At 50.7% G+C, this 17692-nt stretch carries 15 protein-coding genes; 8 read left to right on the plus strand and 7 right to left on the minus strand.

Annotation, left to right across the window (positions count from 1 at the left end):
• Positions 1 to 13: 13 nt before the first annotated feature.
• Positions 14 to 511: a DUF2501 domain-containing protein gene (locus tag BSPA111_RS08445; protein ID WP_183270715.1), complete on the plus strand. Its 498-nt coding sequence runs from the start codon at positions 14 to 16 to the stop codon at positions 509 to 511.
• A gap of 45 nt (positions 512 to 556) precedes the next feature.
• Here BSPA111_RS08445 and BSPA111_RS08450 read toward each other — a convergent pair whose 3' ends face one another.
• The 4 genes from BSPA111_RS08450 to ascF form a co-directional block, all read right to left on the minus strand.
• Positions 557 to 1573: a class I SAM-dependent methyltransferase gene (locus BSPA111_RS08450; RefSeq protein WP_183270716.1), complete on the minus strand. Its 1017-nt coding sequence runs from the start codon at positions 1571 to 1573 to the stop codon at positions 557 to 559.
• Between the two features lie 265 nt (positions 1574 to 1838).
• Positions 1839 to 2387 carry a dTDP-4-dehydrorhamnose 3,5-epimerase gene (rfbC, locus tag BSPA111_RS08455; RefSeq protein WP_183270717.1) on the minus strand — a complete coding sequence of 183 codons (549 nt, stop codon included), beginning with the start codon at positions 2385 to 2387 and terminating at the stop codon, positions 1839 to 1841.
• A gap of 111 nt (positions 2388 to 2498) precedes the next feature.
• Entirely contained in the window at positions 2499 to 3929 is a 1431-nt protein-coding gene (locus tag BSPA111_RS08460; RefSeq protein WP_183270718.1) for a 6-phospho-beta-glucosidase, read from the minus strand.
• A 17-nt stretch (positions 3930 to 3946) separates the two neighbouring features.
• Positions 3947 to 5407, minus strand: coding sequence for a PTS cellobiose/arbutin/salicin transporter subunit IIBC (ascF, locus tag BSPA111_RS08465; RefSeq protein WP_183270719.1), 1461 nt, complete (start codon positions 5405 to 5407; stop codon positions 3947 to 3949).
• Positions 5408 to 5701: 294 nt separating this feature from the next.
• On the opposite strand from ascF, the gene BSPA111_RS08470 reads away from it, so the two are divergent.
• Positions 5702 to 6718 carry a LacI family DNA-binding transcriptional regulator gene (locus BSPA111_RS08470; protein WP_183270720.1) on the plus strand — a complete coding sequence of 339 codons (1017 nt, stop codon included), beginning with the start codon at positions 5702 to 5704 and terminating at the stop codon, positions 6716 to 6718.
• A gap of 33 nt (positions 6719 to 6751) precedes the next feature.
• Here the strand turns inward: BSPA111_RS08470 and BSPA111_RS08475 are convergent, their stop codons facing one another.
• Positions 6752 to 7783 (minus strand): NADP-dependent oxidoreductase, encoded by a 1032-nt coding sequence (locus BSPA111_RS08475; RefSeq protein ID WP_183270721.1) that lies wholly within the window; start codon positions 7781 to 7783, stop codon positions 6752 to 6754.
• Positions 7784 to 7886: 103 nt separating this feature from the next.
• The gene (locus BSPA111_RS08480) at positions 7887 to 9407 is read right to left on the minus strand and encodes a PAS domain-containing methyl-accepting chemotaxis protein (RefSeq protein ID WP_183270722.1); all 1521 of its coding nucleotides are present in this window, start codon (positions 9405 to 9407) and stop codon (positions 7887 to 7889) included.
• A gap of 294 nt (positions 9408 to 9701) precedes the next feature.
• Between BSPA111_RS08480 and proP the strand changes: the two genes are divergently transcribed.
• From proP to BSPA111_RS08510, 6 genes are all read left to right on the plus strand, one after another.
• Complete coding sequence (proP, locus tag BSPA111_RS08485; protein ID WP_183270723.1) at positions 9702 to 11207, plus strand: glycine betaine/L-proline transporter ProP; 1506 nt, start codon at positions 9702 to 9704, stop codon at positions 11205 to 11207.
• Positions 11208 to 11406: 199 nt separating this feature from the next.
• Positions 11407 to 12975 (plus strand): ABC transporter substrate-binding protein, encoded by a 1569-nt coding sequence (locus tag BSPA111_RS08490; RefSeq protein ID WP_183270724.1) that lies wholly within the window; start codon positions 11407 to 11409, stop codon positions 12973 to 12975.
• Positions 12976 to 13160: 185 nt separating this feature from the next.
• Entirely contained in the window at positions 13161 to 14210 is a 1050-nt protein-coding gene (locus tag BSPA111_RS08495; protein WP_255459251.1) for an ABC transporter permease, read from the plus strand.
• Positions 14210 to 15043, plus strand: a complete 834-nt coding sequence (locus tag BSPA111_RS08500) for an ABC transporter permease (RefSeq protein ID WP_183270725.1) — start codon at positions 14210 to 14212, stop codon at positions 15041 to 15043. The genes BSPA111_RS08495 and BSPA111_RS08500 overlap by 1 nt, the downstream gene beginning before the upstream one ends.
• On the plus strand, positions 15036 to 15872 hold the full coding sequence (locus BSPA111_RS08505) for an ABC transporter ATP-binding protein (RefSeq protein ID WP_183270726.1): 837 nt from the start codon (positions 15036 to 15038) through the stop codon (positions 15870 to 15872). The genes BSPA111_RS08500 and BSPA111_RS08505 overlap by 8 nt, the downstream gene beginning before the upstream one ends.
• Positions 15859 to 16581 carry an ABC transporter ATP-binding protein gene (locus BSPA111_RS08510; RefSeq protein ID WP_183270727.1) on the plus strand — a complete coding sequence of 241 codons (723 nt, stop codon included), beginning with the start codon at positions 15859 to 15861 and terminating at the stop codon, positions 16579 to 16581. Before BSPA111_RS08505 ends, BSPA111_RS08510 begins: the two co-directional genes overlap by 14 nt.
• On the opposite strand, the gene BSPA111_RS08515 is transcribed toward BSPA111_RS08510, so the two are convergent.
• Positions 16582 to 17484, minus strand: coding sequence for a diguanylate cyclase (locus BSPA111_RS08515; protein ID WP_183270728.1), 903 nt, complete (start codon positions 17482 to 17484; stop codon positions 16582 to 16584).
• Between the last annotated feature and the right edge of the window lie 208 nt (positions 17485 to 17692).

Raw genomic sequence — 17692 nt, forward strand, 5'->3', positions numbered from 1 at the left:
AGAGTATAAACAGATGAAAGCAAACAATAAGGTTACATGTGCTCTGGCACTGGCAGCATCCGTTTTTGCCGCTCAGGCGATGGCGGCAAGCTGGCAGGATCAGCTCACCAGTGCAGCGAATGAACTGAGCAAAACCACCACCAGCACTTCTGGAACCACAGGTAACTCCGCGGCATCACTAACCAGCCTGCTCGCCAGTGGGACGAGCGCACTGAGCGCCAACACCATGACCAACGCCGCGGGCATTTTGCAGTACTGCATGAAGAACAAATTGGTATCAGCCACCAATCCAGAAAACGTCAAAAATCAGCTTCTGGATAAACTGGGCCTGGGAAGTGAGACGAAAGAAACTCAGCCACAAGATTACACTCAGGGTTTGATGGGTCTGCTGAATACCGGTAAAGGCCAGCAATTGAATCTGGAAACCATCGGCAACTCGCCGCTGGCAGAAAAAGTGAAAACTCAGGCGTGTGATTTTGTCCTGAAACAGGGCATGAATTACCTGGCTTAATAAATAATCCTGCTCCTGGTTTCAGGAGCAGGATTATAAAACGGGTTATTCGCTCACATTAATTTCCATCACCGCATAAACGCCATCACTGGGAAGTGTCACGGTAACATTTTGCAGATTTATCCCCGCCGCCAAAATAATTTCTCTTAACTCGAAAAGCGTTCGCGGGTAAATCGTCGTCCAGCCAACACAACGCAATGCGAATTCAATTTGTGGGCTGCTTTTCAACATATTCGAAATAATCAACACGCCACCAGGTTTTACCAAACGTAACGCGTGGCGAATAAAATGTACCGCCTCAGACTCTGAGAAGTATTCGAAAATCCCTAATCCATCGACTAATTCAGCGGACTGTTCACCCAGTTCCTGAACGAGCTTGTCACTGACAATCATCCGGTCGAATAAATTCCGCATCAGCAGCTGAAAATGCTGCCCTTCAACCAGCCCATATTGCGTCGCCAACCCACGAGCAAACATCAGCGATTGCCGATCATGATCAATCAGCAATAAGGTAAATTTCTGAGACTTCAATTTTGCACTGTGCAACGTATTGAGTACCGGCACGGCCGCGCCGCAAGCGAGGCTAATCCAGTTTACAGAAACGCGATCGTTGAGATGAAAATCAGCAATGGCGGCCATCACCTTTGCGCGGGAGCGAATGCCCCGTGCATCATTGGCGTGAATGAACCACGATCGACTATTGATATCCATTTCACCGCCGCTTATCAACCTCACCGCCAGTGGATGCTGCACAGCCCACAGTGCAAGCGCGGTGGGAACTAACTGGCTTCGCCATTCTTCCAGTGCGGGCCGGGAACGAAAAGCTTGTTCGGAGAGCCTGTTACGACAACGGATCCGCCGCTTCCCTTGATGATCTAAAAAGATTTCCGGGGCTTCTAAAGAGAGATCATTAGCAAGCTGTTGGTTGATATCATCGATCTGTTCTACTACCTCGTTCTTCAGCGGCCAGTGATCACTTATATCACTGCAAGTGATGTGCTTAATGGCAAGATCCGCAGGCACTGATCCCGGGATCACTGAGAGAAAAGGTTGCCAGGGCATGTAGAACCTCAACAGACATTTTCTTTCAGTGTAGAAAATCCACTGAAATTGACCGTCAGAAGAAAGTTGTAATTTGTCGGCTGAATTACCGCTTGAGAAGCGCCCGCACCGCCATTGCGCAGATAACGCAAACCCGTTTAAGGCTGGATATTATGATGTTGGAAGGGGGTTGCGTGAATTGAGTCCCGTGGAAAACAAAGAGGTTGCCGACGCAACCTCTGAAGAAAACAGACGACTTGATGCGAGTTAGGCGCGCACAACTCGATTAAAAATAGTCAGCATCTTTGAAGCTTTTAGCCTGACGATCTTTATCGGACAACAGGCGTGGCGCATCAATTTCTGGCCATGCGATGCCAATATCCTGGTCTTCCCAAAGAATGCTGCGATCGCTCTGTGGCGCGTAAAAGTTTGTCGTTTTATACAAAAACTCAGCTTCATCGCTGACAGTCATAAAGCCGTGGGCAAAACCTTCTGGGATCCATAACTGGCGTTTGTTCTCAGCACTTAATAGCACGCCCACCCACTGGCCAAACGTTGCAGAATGCTGGCGGATGTCCACGGCAACATCAAATACTTCTCCAACTGCACAGCGAACCAGTTTTGCCTGGGCATTCGGTGCCAATTGATAGTGCAAACCGCGAAGCACGCCCTTGCAAGATTTTGAATGATTATCCTGAACAAAATTAACCGAACGTCCTACGGCTTCTTCAAAAACTTTCTGATTAAAGCTTTCAAAGAAAAAACCGCGGTCATCACCGAAAACTTTTGGTTCAAAAATAAGGACTTCGGGAATTTTAGTTTGAATAATATTCATGACGATCTTTTTGTGAAAGGAGATTGGACACTCATATTAACGCATCTGAGCCGGGCAATCAGCCCCCAGAACGGCGACTCGGCGAGTAAACCGAGTCGCCACGCAGACAAACTAGTCTAAATCAGCACCATTGCTGGCGATCACTTTCTTATACCAGTAGAACGATTTTTTACGCGTACGTGCCAGCGTGCCGTTGCCCTGGTCGTCGCGATCAACGTAGATGAAACCGTAGCGCTTACTCATTTCGCCTGTTGATGCGGAAACCAAATCAATACAGCCCCATGAGGTGTAGCCGATTACCGGAATACCATCTTCGATGGCATCAGCCATGGCTTTGATGTGCTCACGCAGGTAGCTGATGCGATAGTCATCGTTGATTTCACCCTGCGCGTTAACTTCATCCTTCGCACCAAGGCCGTTTTCTACCAGGAAAAGTGGCTTCTGGTAACGGTCGTACATCATGTTCATGGTAATGCGCAGGCCGAGTGGGTCAATGCCCCATCCCCATTCACTCGCTTGAATATAGGGATTTTTCAGCGATTTAACGATGTTTGCCGCATTGCTATTGAGCTCGTTCATATCCCCTGAGGCACAGCGTGAGGCGTAATAGCTGAACGAGACAAAATCGACCGTGTTCTTGAGGATTTCTTCATCGCCTGGCAGCACTTCAAGCTCAAATCCCTTCTCGCGGAACAGACGTTTCGCGTACGACGGGTACGCACCACGCGCCTGCACATCGATAAAGAACAGGTTCTCACGATCTTTTTCTAGCGCAGCCCAAACATCTTCAGGTTTGCAGGAGTACGGATAGAAATTCCCTCCCGCCAGCATGCACCCGACCTGATTGTTTGGGTTCACTTCATGAGCAATTTTGGTCACTAAAGCACTGGCGATCAGCTCATGGTGTGCCGCCTGGTATTTCACTTGTTCTTTGTTATCACCTTCTTCGAATACCAGACCTGCACCAGAGAATGGTGCGTGAAGCAAAATATTGATTTCATTGAAGGTGAGCCAGTATTTCACCAGGCCATCAAAAGCTTCAAAACAGGTACGGGCATAGTGGGTGAAAAACTCCACCATTTTGCGGCTGCGCCACGAACCATATTCCTGCACCAAATGCATCGGGACATCAAAGTGGCACAGCGTCACCAGCGGTTCGATATTATGCTTTTTGCACTCGGCAAAGAGATCACGGTAAAAAGCGATACCTGCCGCGTTTGGCTCTTTCTCATCCCCTTTCGGGAAAATGCGGCTCCAGGCAATTGAAGTACGAAAAACGGTAAAACCCATCTCTGCCATCAGGGCAATATCATCTTTATAGCGATGGTAAAAATCGATGGCCTCGTGGCTTGGGTAAAATTCATCATCACGTAATGAAAAACGTTTTTCTAAACCTAATTTCACAGCGAGGCGATGCTCGCCGTGCGGGATGGTATCTACCGTTGAAAGCCCTTTCCCACCCTCGAGGTATGCGCCTTCAGCCTGGTTTGCAGCGATTGCACCGCCCCATAAAAAGTCATCAGGAAAAATTGATGCTGACATAAAGTCCCTCTTCTTAGTTAGTTAGCGTTTACAGCATGTTGCGGTGCAACAACGGAGTTTGGTTGAATTTGCTCTTTCTCGTCACTCTGCTCAACGGGAATGTCTTCAAAGCCCAGGATTAACGTCAGGAAGAAAGAGAGCACCACGGCCAGAATCATCACACCAAACACCCATGCGATGCTCATTGGATTAGCTGGATCAAAGAATTGCACACTGGTGAACAGGCCCGGAGATGCCATGGAATGGCTCGCCAACCCACCAATTCCTGCGACAGCGCCGCAGACAAAACCACTGATTAATGCCGCAATCAGTGGGCGTTTGAGACGCACAGCAACACCGTAAAGTGCAGGTTCGGAAATGCCCGCCACAATCGCAGATGCCGCTGCAGCGAGTGCCGTCTGGCGCAGTTCAGGATTTTTGGTTTTCCACGCCACGGCCAATGATGAACCACCCAAAGAGAGGTTGGCACCAATTTCAGATGGCATAACCATGCCTTCTTTGCCCGTTTCAGCAATGGTCTGAATAATAGACGGTGTAAATACGCGGTGCATACCGGTCATGACCAGCAGCGGCCACAGAGCGCCCATAATCGCTACTGACAACCAACCCAGATAGCTGTGAATGGTGTAAACCAGTGAAGAAATACCGCTACCAATCCAGATCCCCAGTGGGCCAATCAGCATGATGGCGATAGGGGCAGAGATAAGTACGATAAGCATCGGCTTCAGGAAGTTTTTTGTCACCGCAGGCGTGATGCGGTCAACCCATCTTTCGATGTAAGAGAGCAACCAGGTCATGCACAACGCCGGTATCACGGTATAGGTGTATTTCACCGCCGTGACCGATAATCCCATAAATTCAACCGGTTGGCCTTGTGCCGCTTTTGCCATCAGGTCTACAAAGTTTGGATGCACCAACACACCGGCGATAGCTATCGCCAGCGACATATTGGTTTTGAATTTTACCGCCGCCGACGCGGCAACCATTATCGGCAGGAAGAAGAATGCGCCATCGCCAATCACATTAAGAATGATGAGCGTGGATGAGCCCTTTCCAAATACGCCGGTCATATCAAGGATCATGGCCAGCAATTTCACCATTGAACCGCCGATAATCGCGGGAATCAGCGGCGACATGGTGCCAATCAGCGCATCCAGAATCCCTGCCCCGATTCGTTTCAGAGTGATTTTGTTTTTGCCGTTGGCAGGCGTCGCTGGTTGCATGCCTTCAGGCAGTCGTTTCAGCACTTCAGCATACGCCTGGGAAACCGTGTTACCGATGATCACCTGGCACTGATTTTCGCTACGAACTACGCCCATTACGCCGTTGATAGCTTTGAGCTTCGCGGCATCCACGCGGCTACCGTCATTTAACACAAACCGCAAACGCGTCATGCAATGTGTCACCGCACCCACGTTATCCGCGCCACCAATTGCATCGACTATCGACTGAGATACTGCCGCGTAATTCTTAGCCATGAGTTACCACTCTTCCGTACGTCACTCTATTTTTATGTTTAAATTCATTTAGTTATGAATATTCTTTCCGGTTTCACCGCATCGACGAGTAGGGTCATGAGAAGTAGGTAACCGGTTCCACATTAGATTGACTACGACAAACAAACAGATCAAATACTAATTCCACATATTGTTTGTTTTGTGATGAAGATCGACATAAATGGCTATTGCAGACCCCCTGCAATCCCTTTAAGGCAGTATTTTGTCGTCCGGGAATGTGTAAAATAGGGCCTTCAAAAAAGCCAGGAAGCTCCCATGTCGACAATGCTAGAAGTGGCACAGAAAGCCGGCGTCTCAAAAGCGACCGTTTCACGCGTTTTATCCGGCAAGGGATACGTCAGCGAAGCCACAAAAGACCAGGTCTATAAAGCGATTGAAGAGGCCGGATATCGGCCAAATTTGCTGGCGCGAAATCTGGCGACGAATAAGTCAGAATGCATTGGTTTAGTCGTAACCAACACCCTTTATAACGGCAGTTATTTCAGTGAAATACTTTCGCAGGCCGCGAAGAAATTAGAAGATAATGGCCGCCAGCTTATTCTGGTGGATGGTAAACACAGCGCACAAGAAGAACGCGAAGCTATTCAATTCTTGCTCGATTTGCGCTGCGATGCGGTGATTATTTACCCGCGTTTTTTGACCATTGATGAAATGGACGAAATTATTGACCAGCATAAACAACCGATTATGGTGGTGAACCGAAAATTAAGAAAACACCAAAGCCATTGTATCTGTTGTGACCATAAAGGCTCCAGTTTCCTCGCGACGAAATATCTCATTGAGCGTGGGCATAATGATATTGCATTTATTACCGGCGCACTGGATTCGCCTACGGCTATCGAGCGCCTGGCGGGTTATAAAGATGCATTAAATCAATATCGTATCGGCGTAAACGAAGCATTGATTGTGCAGGGTAAATGGACGCCAGACAGCGGCGTGTCGGCCGTAGAAGCATTGCTTGCTCGTCAACAGAAGGTCAGCGCGATTCTTGCCAGTAATGATGAAATGGCCGTGGGCGCGATGAAAAAATTGAGTGATATGGGGATTTCAGTTCCACATGAAATATCCCTGCTCGGCTTTGATAATATTCCGACAGCACCTTATTTAACCCCCGCGCTATCGAGCATCAAAGATCCGGTCAGCGATATGATTAGCGAAGTGATCAGCCGTTTAATATCTATGTTAGATGGCGGGTATTTATCGCGGGATAATATTTTCACATCAGAATTACTGGAGCGAAATTCGGTTAGCGATGGGCCTTTTAAAGGCTAAATAGAGCGGCGTAATTGCGCCGCTCTATAACAATCACTCCGCGACTTTCACAATCAACTTACCGAAGTTCTTACCGACCAACAAACCACGAAACGCTTCCACGCTGTTTTCCAGGCCATCGACAATGTCTTCGCGGAACTGAATTTTCCCTTCCGCCAGCCACTGACTCATCTGTTTAAAGAACTCAGGATAACGATCGGCGTAATCCTGCGAAATAATAAATCCTTGTACGCGCAGACGTTTTTTCAGGATTGTCCCCATTAATAGCGGCAAACGATCCTGCTCAAAAGCGCTATTCATGCCGTTGTACTGGCTGATAACACCGCATACTGGAATACGCGCTTTAGTATTCAAAAGGGGTAGAACCGCATCAAACACCGCGCCACCGACGTTTTCAAAATAGACATCAATGCCTTTGCTACAGGCCTTTTTCAACTGCTCGGCAAAATCCGGTGCTTTGTGATCAATGCAGGCATCAAATTTTAAAGTCTCGGTTACGTAACGGCACTTCTCCTCGCCACCCGCGATCCCCACGACTTTTGCACCGCGCAATTTTGCCACTTGCCCTACTACCGATCCCACCGCCCCACTGGCTGCTGCAACGACCACCGTTTCGCCCGCTTTCGGCTCACCAATATCGGTCAAACCCATATAACCCGTAAAACCAGGCATCCCGAGTAAACCGAGCGCGTACGAAGGGTGCTGCATATTTGCATCGAGCTTCTGCAAGCCTTCGCCGTTAGAAAGTGCGTAATCCTGCCAGCCGGTATATGCCAGAACCAAATCACCGCTTTTGTAATCTGCGTGTTCAGATTTCTCGACGCGACAAACGGTGCCTGCACCAATGACTTCACCAATAGCCAGTCCTGGCGTATAGGATTCGGCATCATCCATACGCCCGCGCATATAAGGGTCGAGAGATAAATAGAGGGTTCGTAGCAGCAACTGACCTGCGGCAGGCTGCGGGACAGGAGTTTCTTCCAGACGAATGTCTTGATCGGTCGGCATGCCTTGCGGGCGCTTCGCCAGCACAAAGCGGCGGTTAGTTTGGGACGATTGCGTCATAACGCTCTCCATAGATTAGGGTCGGGTAGAAACATTCAATCTGTCCCAGACTAGCTAAAAAAATCCGGCGTGGTTGTAAAAACGTGCGCTTCTGGTTTTTAAATTAGTGCAGCACCGTAACGGCATCTTCCAGTCGCGTCGCTCGGTACTTCACCATCGCAGAGACTTCCGCGCTTTCTTCCACTAACGCCGCATTTTTTTGCGTGATTGCGTCCAGTTCGGCAACCGCACGGGTTAAATCAGACAACCCTTCCGCCTGTTCAGAAGTGGCATGGCTAATTTGCCCGAGCAACTGCGTCACATTGCGCACCTGCTCGACAATATCGTTCATGGTGCGACCGGCCTCGTGAACCTGAATAGTCCCAGATTGCACTTTACTGGCGCTGGCATCGATAAGTTTGCGGATATCATTCGCCGCCGTCGCACTGCGCTGTGCCAGGTTGCGTACTTCACCCGCAACCACCGCAAACCCTTTCCCCTGCTCTCCAGCACGCGCGGCTTCAACTGCGGCATTAAGGGCCAGAATATTGGTCTGGAAGGCAATGTCGTTGATTAGGCTGGTGATGGAACCAATCCGTTGCGTACTGTCGGCAATGTCAGCCATTGTCGTCACCACAGTTTCCATCGCTTTGCCGCCATGGGTTGCGGCCTGGCTCGCAGAGCTGGAAAGCTTATCTGCCGCGGCAGCCGTTTCCGAGTTGTTCTGCACCGATACCGCCATCTGGCTCATGGTGGAGACCGTTTGCTGCACGTTGACGACGGACTGGCGCGTGCGCTCGTTGAGTTCGTCGTTGCCCTGCGCCAGCGTCTCACTGCCACTGCGCACATTTTCAACCTGATGGCTGACATCATGAATCAGCCAGCGGCACATCAGGCCAAGTTGCCCGATAGCGCGCAGCGTCATGCCGATTTCGTCCGTTCGGGCGAGATGCTGCACACGCTGCTGATTTCCTGTCGCCACTTCCAGTGCCTGACGTGCAATATTCTCCATCGGACGCGCAATTTGCCACTCCAGCAATACACAGCCCAATACGCTCGCCAGCGCCCCGATCATCACAGACAGCCCGCTTTGCCCCAGCGCAATAGATGCAGCCAACATGAGTATGAAAACGGTGCTGATTATCATGCGAATACGCCAACGTAGCGGTAACGTCGGCAATTTCCCTAACCCGCTCTTGCCCAATACCAGACCTTTATACAGACGATATTTGCAACGCCCCTCTTTGAGCGATTTGTAGAGCGGCTCTACGGCAGCAATTTCTTCCGGCTGCGCTTTGGTACGGATCGACATATATCCGGTGGTTTTGCCGTTGCGTACCACCGGCACGACATTGGCGCGAACCCAGTAATGATCGCCATTCTTACGCTGATTTTTGACAATACCCGTCCAGGGTTCTCCCTGCTTCAGGGTGTACCACATGTCAGCGAAAGCCGCTTTTGGCATATCGCCATGACGCACCAGATTGTGCGGGCAACCGGTGAGTTCCTGAAGCGAGTAACCGCTCACCTTCACAAACGCGTCGTTCGCATGGGTGATTGTGCTTTTCAAATCAGTCGTGGACATCAATGTCATGTCATCACTGAGCAGGTATTCATGCTGTGTAGCGGCCGTCCGCGCAGTCATAGCAACTTCCTTTTTAAGTTATCCGGTTGTTAATTTTTTTGATTTATTGTTATTTCGGCGCTGCAAAGATTTACTTTAGCGGGTAAACTTGATGACGATCACACTTTTATAATTAAGCCATATTTTTTATAATGGTTTTAAAATTGAAACACATTTTTCAATAATTTCATGAGGTTATTAATGGGATTGTCATAGTGGCGCTGAGTGCTGGAGTTTTAACCTTCAATTTGTCACTCGCTCACTACACTTAGTAAGGGAGACGGTTTCGCTCCCAAAAGGAAAAAGAGGATAATAATGTTAAAAAGGAAAAAGAAAGTCAGACCTATCAAGGTCAGTGACGTTACCATCATCGACGATAGCCGCCTTAAAAAGGCGATTACTGCAGCATCGCTTGGCAATGCGATGGAATGGTTTGATTTCGGTGTGTACGGCTTTGTTGCCTTTGCGCTCGGTAAGGTCTTCTTCCCGGATGCCAGCCCGAGTGTGCAGATGATTGCCGCATTGGGTACTTTCTCTGTCCCCTTCCTGATTCGCCCATTAGGCGGCCTGTTCTTTGGCATGCTGGGTGATAAGTATGGTCGCCAGAAAATCTTATCCATCACAATCATCATTATGTCATTGAGTACCTTCTGTATTGGCCTTATTCCATCGTACGCAAGTATCGGTATTTGGGCGCCAATCCTGTTGTTACTTGCGAAAATGGCGCAAGGATTCTCTGTGGGTGGTGAATACACCGGTGCATCCATCTTCGTGGCGGAATATTCCCCGGACCGCAAACGCGGCTTTATGGGAAGTTGGCTGGACTTCGGCTCCATCGCCGGTTTTGTATGTGGGGCTGGCGTGGTGGTGCTGATAACGGCTATCGTCGGCGAAGATAACTTCCTCGAATGGGGCTGGCGACTGCCCTTCTTCCTCGCTCTGCCATTAGGGATTATCGGTCTGTATCTGCGTCACGCGCTTGAAGAAACCCCCGCGTTTCAACAGCACATTGAACAGCTTGAGCAAGGCGATAAAGAAGGTCTGGCAGAGGGTCCGAAAATCTCCTTTAAAGAGATTGCCACCAAACACTGGCGCAGCCTGCTGACCTGTATCGGTATCGTTATTTCAACCAACGTGACCTACTACATGTTGTTGACGTACATGCCGAGTTATTTGTCGCATAACCTGCATTATTCCGAAGAACATGGCGTACTGATTATCATCGCCATCATGATTGGGATGCTGTTTGTTCAGCCGATGATTGGCTTATTGAGCGACCGTTTTGGCCGTCGTCCGTTTATCGTCTTCGGTAGTTTGGCGCTACTGGTTCTGGCCATCCCTGCTTTTATCCTGATCAACAGTAATGTTCTGGGGCTCATATTTGCCGGGCTGCTCATTCTGGCCGTGATTCTTAACTCTTTCACGGGCGTAATGGCATCGACGCTCCCCGCCATGTTCCCAACGCATATTCGATACAGTGCGCTGGCAAGCGCCTTTAATATCTCAGTGCTGATTGCGGGTGTTACGCCAACAGTCGCGGCCTGGTTAGTCGAAACAACCGATAACCTGATGATGCCAGCCTATTATCTGATGGTGGTTGCGGTGATTGGCCTGGTAACCGGTCTGACAATGAAAGAAACCGCGAATAAACCTCTAAAAGGGGCAACACCTGCGGCATCTGATATTGCTGAAGCGCGTGAAATTGTTCAGGAGCATCACGACAATATCGAGCAGAAAATAGAAGATCTTGATCGTGAGATTGAAGAATTACAGGCGAAACGTACCAACCTGGTACAACAACACCCACGTATTAATGAGTAGCTTCTTTAATCAATAAAAGCGCCGGGCAATGCCCGGCGTTTTCATTTTTAACGTTCTCACCGATGCAAAAATAATATCCAAATGCCAAATGTTTATAAGGAAAGTATTTTTTTGGCTTTATGATTCGGCCTAACTGGCCTAACGTATGCGGGTTCGAGAATAACAACAGAAAAATTATTCATTTTAAGCAGGGTGCCACATGCAAAGAAAAGTACTGCCATTACTGCTGCTGGCGGCTATCTCCGCAAGCAGCTTTGCCGCTACACCACCAAATACATTAATCGTTGCACAGGGCCTGGATGACATCGTCAGCCTTGATCCCGCCGAAGCGAACGAGCTTTCCAGTATTCAAACCGTGCCAAGTCTGTATCAGCGCCTGGTTCAGGCCGACCGTAACGATCCGGCAAAAGTGATTCCGGTGCTGGCTGAAAGCTGGCAGGGCGACGCGGCCAATAAAAAACTGACCATCAAATTGCGCCCGGATGCGAAATTCGCCTCCGGCAACCCGCTGCGCCCGGAAGATGTCATCTTCTCTTATACCCGCGCAGTCACGCTGAATAAGTCACCGGCGTTTATTCTTAACGTACTTGGCTGGCAGCCAGAAAACATCGCCAGCCAGTTGAAGAAAATCGATGACCACACGCTGGAATTACACTGGACTGCGGACGTCAGCCCGGCGGTTGCGCTGAATATTATCTCCACGCCAATCGCTTCTATCGTCGATGAAAAAGCGGTGACCCCGAATGCCAAAGCGGGTGATTTCGGCAATGAATGGCTGAAAATGCACTCTGCGGGCAGCGGTCCGTTCAAAATGCGTGTTTACCAGCCGCACCAGGCGATTGTGCTGGACGCCAACCCAACATCACCGGGTGACGCACCAAAAATTAAAAATATCATTATTAAAAACGTGCCGGATCCAGCAGCACGTCGTTTGCTGATTCAGCAAGGTGACGCAGATATTGCCCGTGGTCTGGGCGCGGATCAAACCAGTGCGCTGGAAGGCAAACCTAGCGTAAAAGTGTTGAGCATTCCTTCTGCCGAACAGAACTACATGGTGTTCAACGTCGGTAACAGCAGCAATCCACTGCTGAAAAACCCAGCCCTTTGGGAAGCGTCCCGTTACCTGGTCGATTACGAAGGCATCACCAAAGACCTGTTGAAAGGCCAGTATTTTATCCACCAGAGCTTCCTGCCTGTCGGTTTCGCTGGCGCGCTGACCAACAACCCATTCAAATTTGATCCGGCTAAAGCAAAAGAAATCCTCGCTAAAGCAGGCATTAAAGACGCGCAATTCACGCTGGACGTCGAGAACAAAGCGCCGTTTATCACCATCGCGCAGTCGATGCAGGCGAGTTTCGCTCAGGGCGGCGTGAAGATTGATCTGCTGCCAGCAGCCGGAAGCCAGGTTTACGCCCGCGTACGTGCGAAACAGCATCAGGCCGCGATCCGTATGTGGCTGCCGGACTATTTCGATGCCCACTCCAACGCCAGCTCTTTTGCGTTTAACGACGGCAAAGGCAGCACGGTTGCCGGTTTAAATAGCTGGGAAATCCCTGAGCTGAACAAACAAACTCTGGCGGCGGTTGCAGAAGCTGACCCGGCTAAACGCCTGGTTCTGTATAAGAAAATACAGGAAGAAGTGCAGCATAACTCGCCGTATGTGTTTGTTGATCAGGGTAAAACCCAAATCGTTGTACGTGAAAACGTGAAGGGTTATCAGCAAGGTTTGAATGCGGATATGGTGTATTACGACGCCGTGACTAAGTAAGGGACGCCCTCGCCCTCACCCTAGCCCTCTCCCCCAGGGAGAGGGGATAATTCGGTTTCCCCCTGGCCATCAGGGGCGGGTTTTCCCCCTTTCCCACGGGGAGCGGGGATCTTCTTTTCCCCCTCTCCCTCAGGGAGAGGGTCGGGGTGAGGGTTGCTTTCTCCAACACAACGCAAAGAGTCCACATGTCAGACATTTCCACCCTTTCAGCCTCGAATCGCCTGCGCCGCCCGTTGCTGACATTCGCGCAAGGGCTATTTACCCTGGCACTGACGCTGCTCGGCTTGTTGCTCATCACATTCGCCCTTTCGGCACTTTCGCCAGTCGACCGCGTGCTGCAAATCGTCGGCGATCACGCAAGCCAGGCCACCTACGATCAAGTTCGCCACCAGTTGGGTTTGGATAGACCCCTTCCCGTACAGTTCTGGCACTATCTGACGAATCTCGCGCAGGGTGATTTAGGCACAGCCAGCGCGACCGGTCAGCCAGTTTTACAGGATTTGCTTTCCGCTTTTCCGGCCACATTAGAACTCGCCACTCTCGCGCTGATTATTGGCAGCGTTCTTGGGGTCATCTTTGGTGTGCTTTGTGCCAGATTCGCAGGCTCGCCGTGGGACCTGGCGGTGCGCACGTTTACCCTGCTCGGCAACTCGGTTCCTATTTTCTGGCTGGGTTTGCTGATGCTGGCGCTGTTTTATGCCCGCCTGCAATGGAGCGCCGGGCCTGGGCGTCTGGACGATATTTATCAGTACAGCGTGGAAGCCAAAACCGGCTTTGTGCTGGTCGATACCTGGCTTTCTGGCGACCGCGATGCATTCCTGAACGCCATCAACCACCTCGCTTTACCCGTGTTGCTGCTGGCCTATTACTCGCTGGCAAGCATTACCCGCTTAACACGCACCGCGTGTTTGAGCGAAATGAACAAAGAATACATTACGCTTGCGCGCGCCAAAGGTGCCGGAGAGATGGCGATTCTGGTGCGCCATGTGCTGCCGAATATTCGCGGCACGTTATTCACCGTCATTGCATTGGCATACACCGGCATGCTGGAAGGTGCGGTGCTGACTGAAACGGTTTTCTCCTGGCCGGGCATCGGGCGCTATCTCACTACCGCGCTGTTCGCCGGAGATACCACCGCGATTATGGGCGGCACACTGCTGATTGGCGTGTCGTTTGTCATTATCAATAATCTGACTGACGTTCTGGTGCGTGTCACCGATCCGAGGGTGCGCTAATGCCGTCTTATCTGTTTTTGCGCCGTACTTTACGATCGCCTGCGGCACTCTGCGGCCTGGTGATTATTACGTTATTGGTGCTGGTTGCCATTTTTGCGCCATTGCTGGCCCCCTTCGACCCGAACTGGCAAGACGCCGCAGCACGTCTGCAAGCGCCGAATGCTCAACACTGGTTGGGCACGGATAGCTATGGCCGCGATATGCTTTCACGCCTGATTTACGGCTCACGCCCGGCTCTCGGCCTGGTGCTGCTGGTTACGCTCATTACGCTGCCTGTTGGGCTGCTTATCGGCATTCTTTCTGGTTATTACGGGGGCTGGCTGGAGCGCGTGCTTATGCGTTTTACCGATGTCGTGATGTCGATGCCACGCCTGATTCTGGCCTTTGCCTTTGTGGCGATGCTTGGCCCAGGCCTGGTTAACGGCGCGCTGGCGCTGGCACTAACCACGTGGCCTGCGTATGCACGCCAGGCACGCAGCGAAATTCAACGCCTGCGCCACAGCGACTATCTCGCTGCCGCCGAAATGATGGGGATTCGTGGGCTGCGCCTGTTGGCAGGCCACATTCTGCCGCTCTGTTTACCTTCAGCCATTGTGCGGTTGGCGCTTGATTTGGCAGGTATTATTCTTGCCGCCGCCGGGCTGGGTTTCCTGGGCCTTGGCGCAAGGCCACCCATGGCGGAATGGGGTTCAATGATCGCCGACGGCATGCAGGTTATTTTCGATCAATGGTGGATCGCCGCAATTCCTGGCACCGCTATTTTGATTAGCAGCCTGGCCTTTAACCTTTTGGGCGATGGATTACGCGACGTGCTGGAGCCGGGTCATGACTGAGAATCGTATTCACGTTCAGGGGTTAAACATTGATTACCCCGGCGCACGCGTAGTAGAAAACCTCTCGTTTACGCTTGGCGTTGAAAGGCTGGCACTGGTGGGCGAATCCGGTTCAGGCAAATCCATGACGGCTCGCTCGCTAATGGGTCTGGTGCGCAAACCAGGCAAGGTCAGTGCCACTCAGCTCAACGTGCTGAATCACGACTTGCTGACGATGCACGACCGCGACTGGCAGCGCCTGCGCGGCAATGACATTTCGATGGTTTTACAAGATCCGCGCTACGCGCTCAACCCGGTGAAAAACGTCGCCCAGCAGATTGATGAAGCGTTGCGGCTGCACCAAAAACTGTCCACGGCACAGCGCCGCGAGCGAATCCGCGAAGTGATTAATGCGGTGGGATTGCAGGAAAACGTGCTGCTGCGTTACCCGGCGGAACTTTCCGGCGGTATGGGGCAGCGCGTGATGATTGCCATCGCCCTGGTCAACAATCCCAAGGTATTGATAGCCGACGAACCCACTTCGGCACTGGATGCCCGTCTGCGCAACCAGATTCTGGAATTGCTGGTCGAACAATGCGAACAACGCCAGATGGCGATGTTACTGATTAGCCACGATCTGCCGCTGGTCGCTCAACACTGCCAGCGTGTGCTGGTGATGTATCAGGGGCAAAAAGTCGATGAAATGGAAGCCAGTCAACTGGCAACAGCCACACATCCTTATACCCGAACACTCTGGACATGCCGGCCAAATGCCGCGACTTACGGCACAATGCTACCGACACTTGACCGTAGCCAGAATCTGCAAGGAGAACACCATGGCGATCGTTGAAGTCAGTAATTTACGCGTGCAATTTACGGCTAAGGGCCAGGTCAAAACTGCGGTTAGTGATGCCAGTTTCTCCGTAAACTCAGGTGAAACATTCAGTTTGATTGGCGCATCAGGATGCGGAAAATCCACCATTCTGCGGGTGCTGGCAGGGTTGCAGCGCGAATGGCAAGGCGACGTCAAACTGCTGGATGATGCAATCAAACCCGGTTCACGTTTTCAGGGCTTCCTGCGACGTAATGTGCAGATGGTGTTTCAGGACCCCTACGCGTCTTTGCATCCCAACCATACCATTTACCGCACGCTGGCCGAGCCGCTGACGATTCACGGGGAAGCGCAAATTGCCGCCCGCGTGGAGGAGGCGCTGCTTCAGGTGGGACTGGCAGCTGACGCCATGAAGCGTTATCCCCACCAGCTTTCCGGCGGGCAGCGCCAGCGTGTCGCCATTGCCCGGGCACTGTTGCTGCGGCCTAAAATCCTGCTGCTTGATGAACCGACTTCGGCGTTGGATATGTCGGTGCAGGCAGAAATTCTCAATCTGTTGAACCGCCTTAAACAGCAGTTTGGCATGACCTATCTGCTGGTCAGCCACGACGCCGATGTGATTGCTCATATGTCAGACCGGGCGGCTTACATGGCCGGCGGGATCATCGAACATGAGTTCGACCGTGCCGCTCTGGTTCGCGGAGAACACCGCATGGATGCCGCATAATCACTCACCGAGCGTAATCAGATCTTCTGCAATCGTGGACATAATGCAGCGGTTACGCCCGGTGTTTTTACCGTAATACATCGCTTTATCGGCACGACCAATCGCCTCGTGCAGCGAATCCTGAGCTCTGACTTTCGTCAAACCCCCTGTCACAGTCACACTGATTTCAACGCCCGCAACCTTAATGGAGTGGGATTCCAGATGCTTGCGCATTCGCTCGGCAGCAAAACCGGCATCCTCATCGTTTTTCGCGATGAGTAACGTAATAAATTCTTCGCCCCCAAAACGATATATGCGTTCGTTATCCCGCGTTGCTGCTCTTAATGCCAGAGCGACCGATCGCAATACATCATCACCCGCATTGTGCCCCCAGGTATCGTTAATCGACTTAAACCTGTCGATATCCATAATCAGCACATACACGCGGCTGTCGCTCAAATTATATTTTGAGCGAATAAGGGGGAATTCACGATATAACAAATGGCGCAACGGCAGGCCGGTTAATGCATCATGTAAATTTCGGTAGGAGAAGAGATATTCTTTATAACGGTCAAGGCTTTCAATCAATATCTGTTGCGTGGAGTGGTAGTGCTGTACTAATTCTTCGGTCACCTTTTTGGACATAATAGACTGCATTAATTCCCGTGCAACATCATGCATTTCCGTATGCTGGCAGTCGATGAGCGCAATCATTTCCCTGTCCAGCGCCTCTCCTTCGAGACGCAGCTTCAGCCATTTGCTAAAACGGCAATGGCAATGGGAATCGGGGTGAACAATCTCTTCATCCGCCTCTCCCCCTAGCAGGTTCAGAGACAGTATTTTTGCGGCCCAATCGTAATGGTCTTTAATGGCGATGTTGAGCTCAGATAAAGAGTAATCAAGATCGTTGATATTTAATGGCACAAGCGCACTCTCAATATTTAAAATTAATTTCTACGACCCATTTTGTAAGCAGCAATAACTACAGACAGAAGTCTACCTTATAGGATAAATAAAACTGAACGGATTAATTTAGTCTTCTTTACATAAAAGCATTAATAGTTCGTTATTAATTTGTTGCGATTATGGTTTCAGCAAAGTCATAAGTGGCATTGATATATCAGCGTATATA

It is taken from the genome of Buttiauxella sp. A111 (assembly GCF_014189855.1).
Taxonomy (GTDB): Bacteria; Pseudomonadota; Gammaproteobacteria; order Enterobacterales; family Enterobacteriaceae; genus Buttiauxella; species Buttiauxella selenatireducens.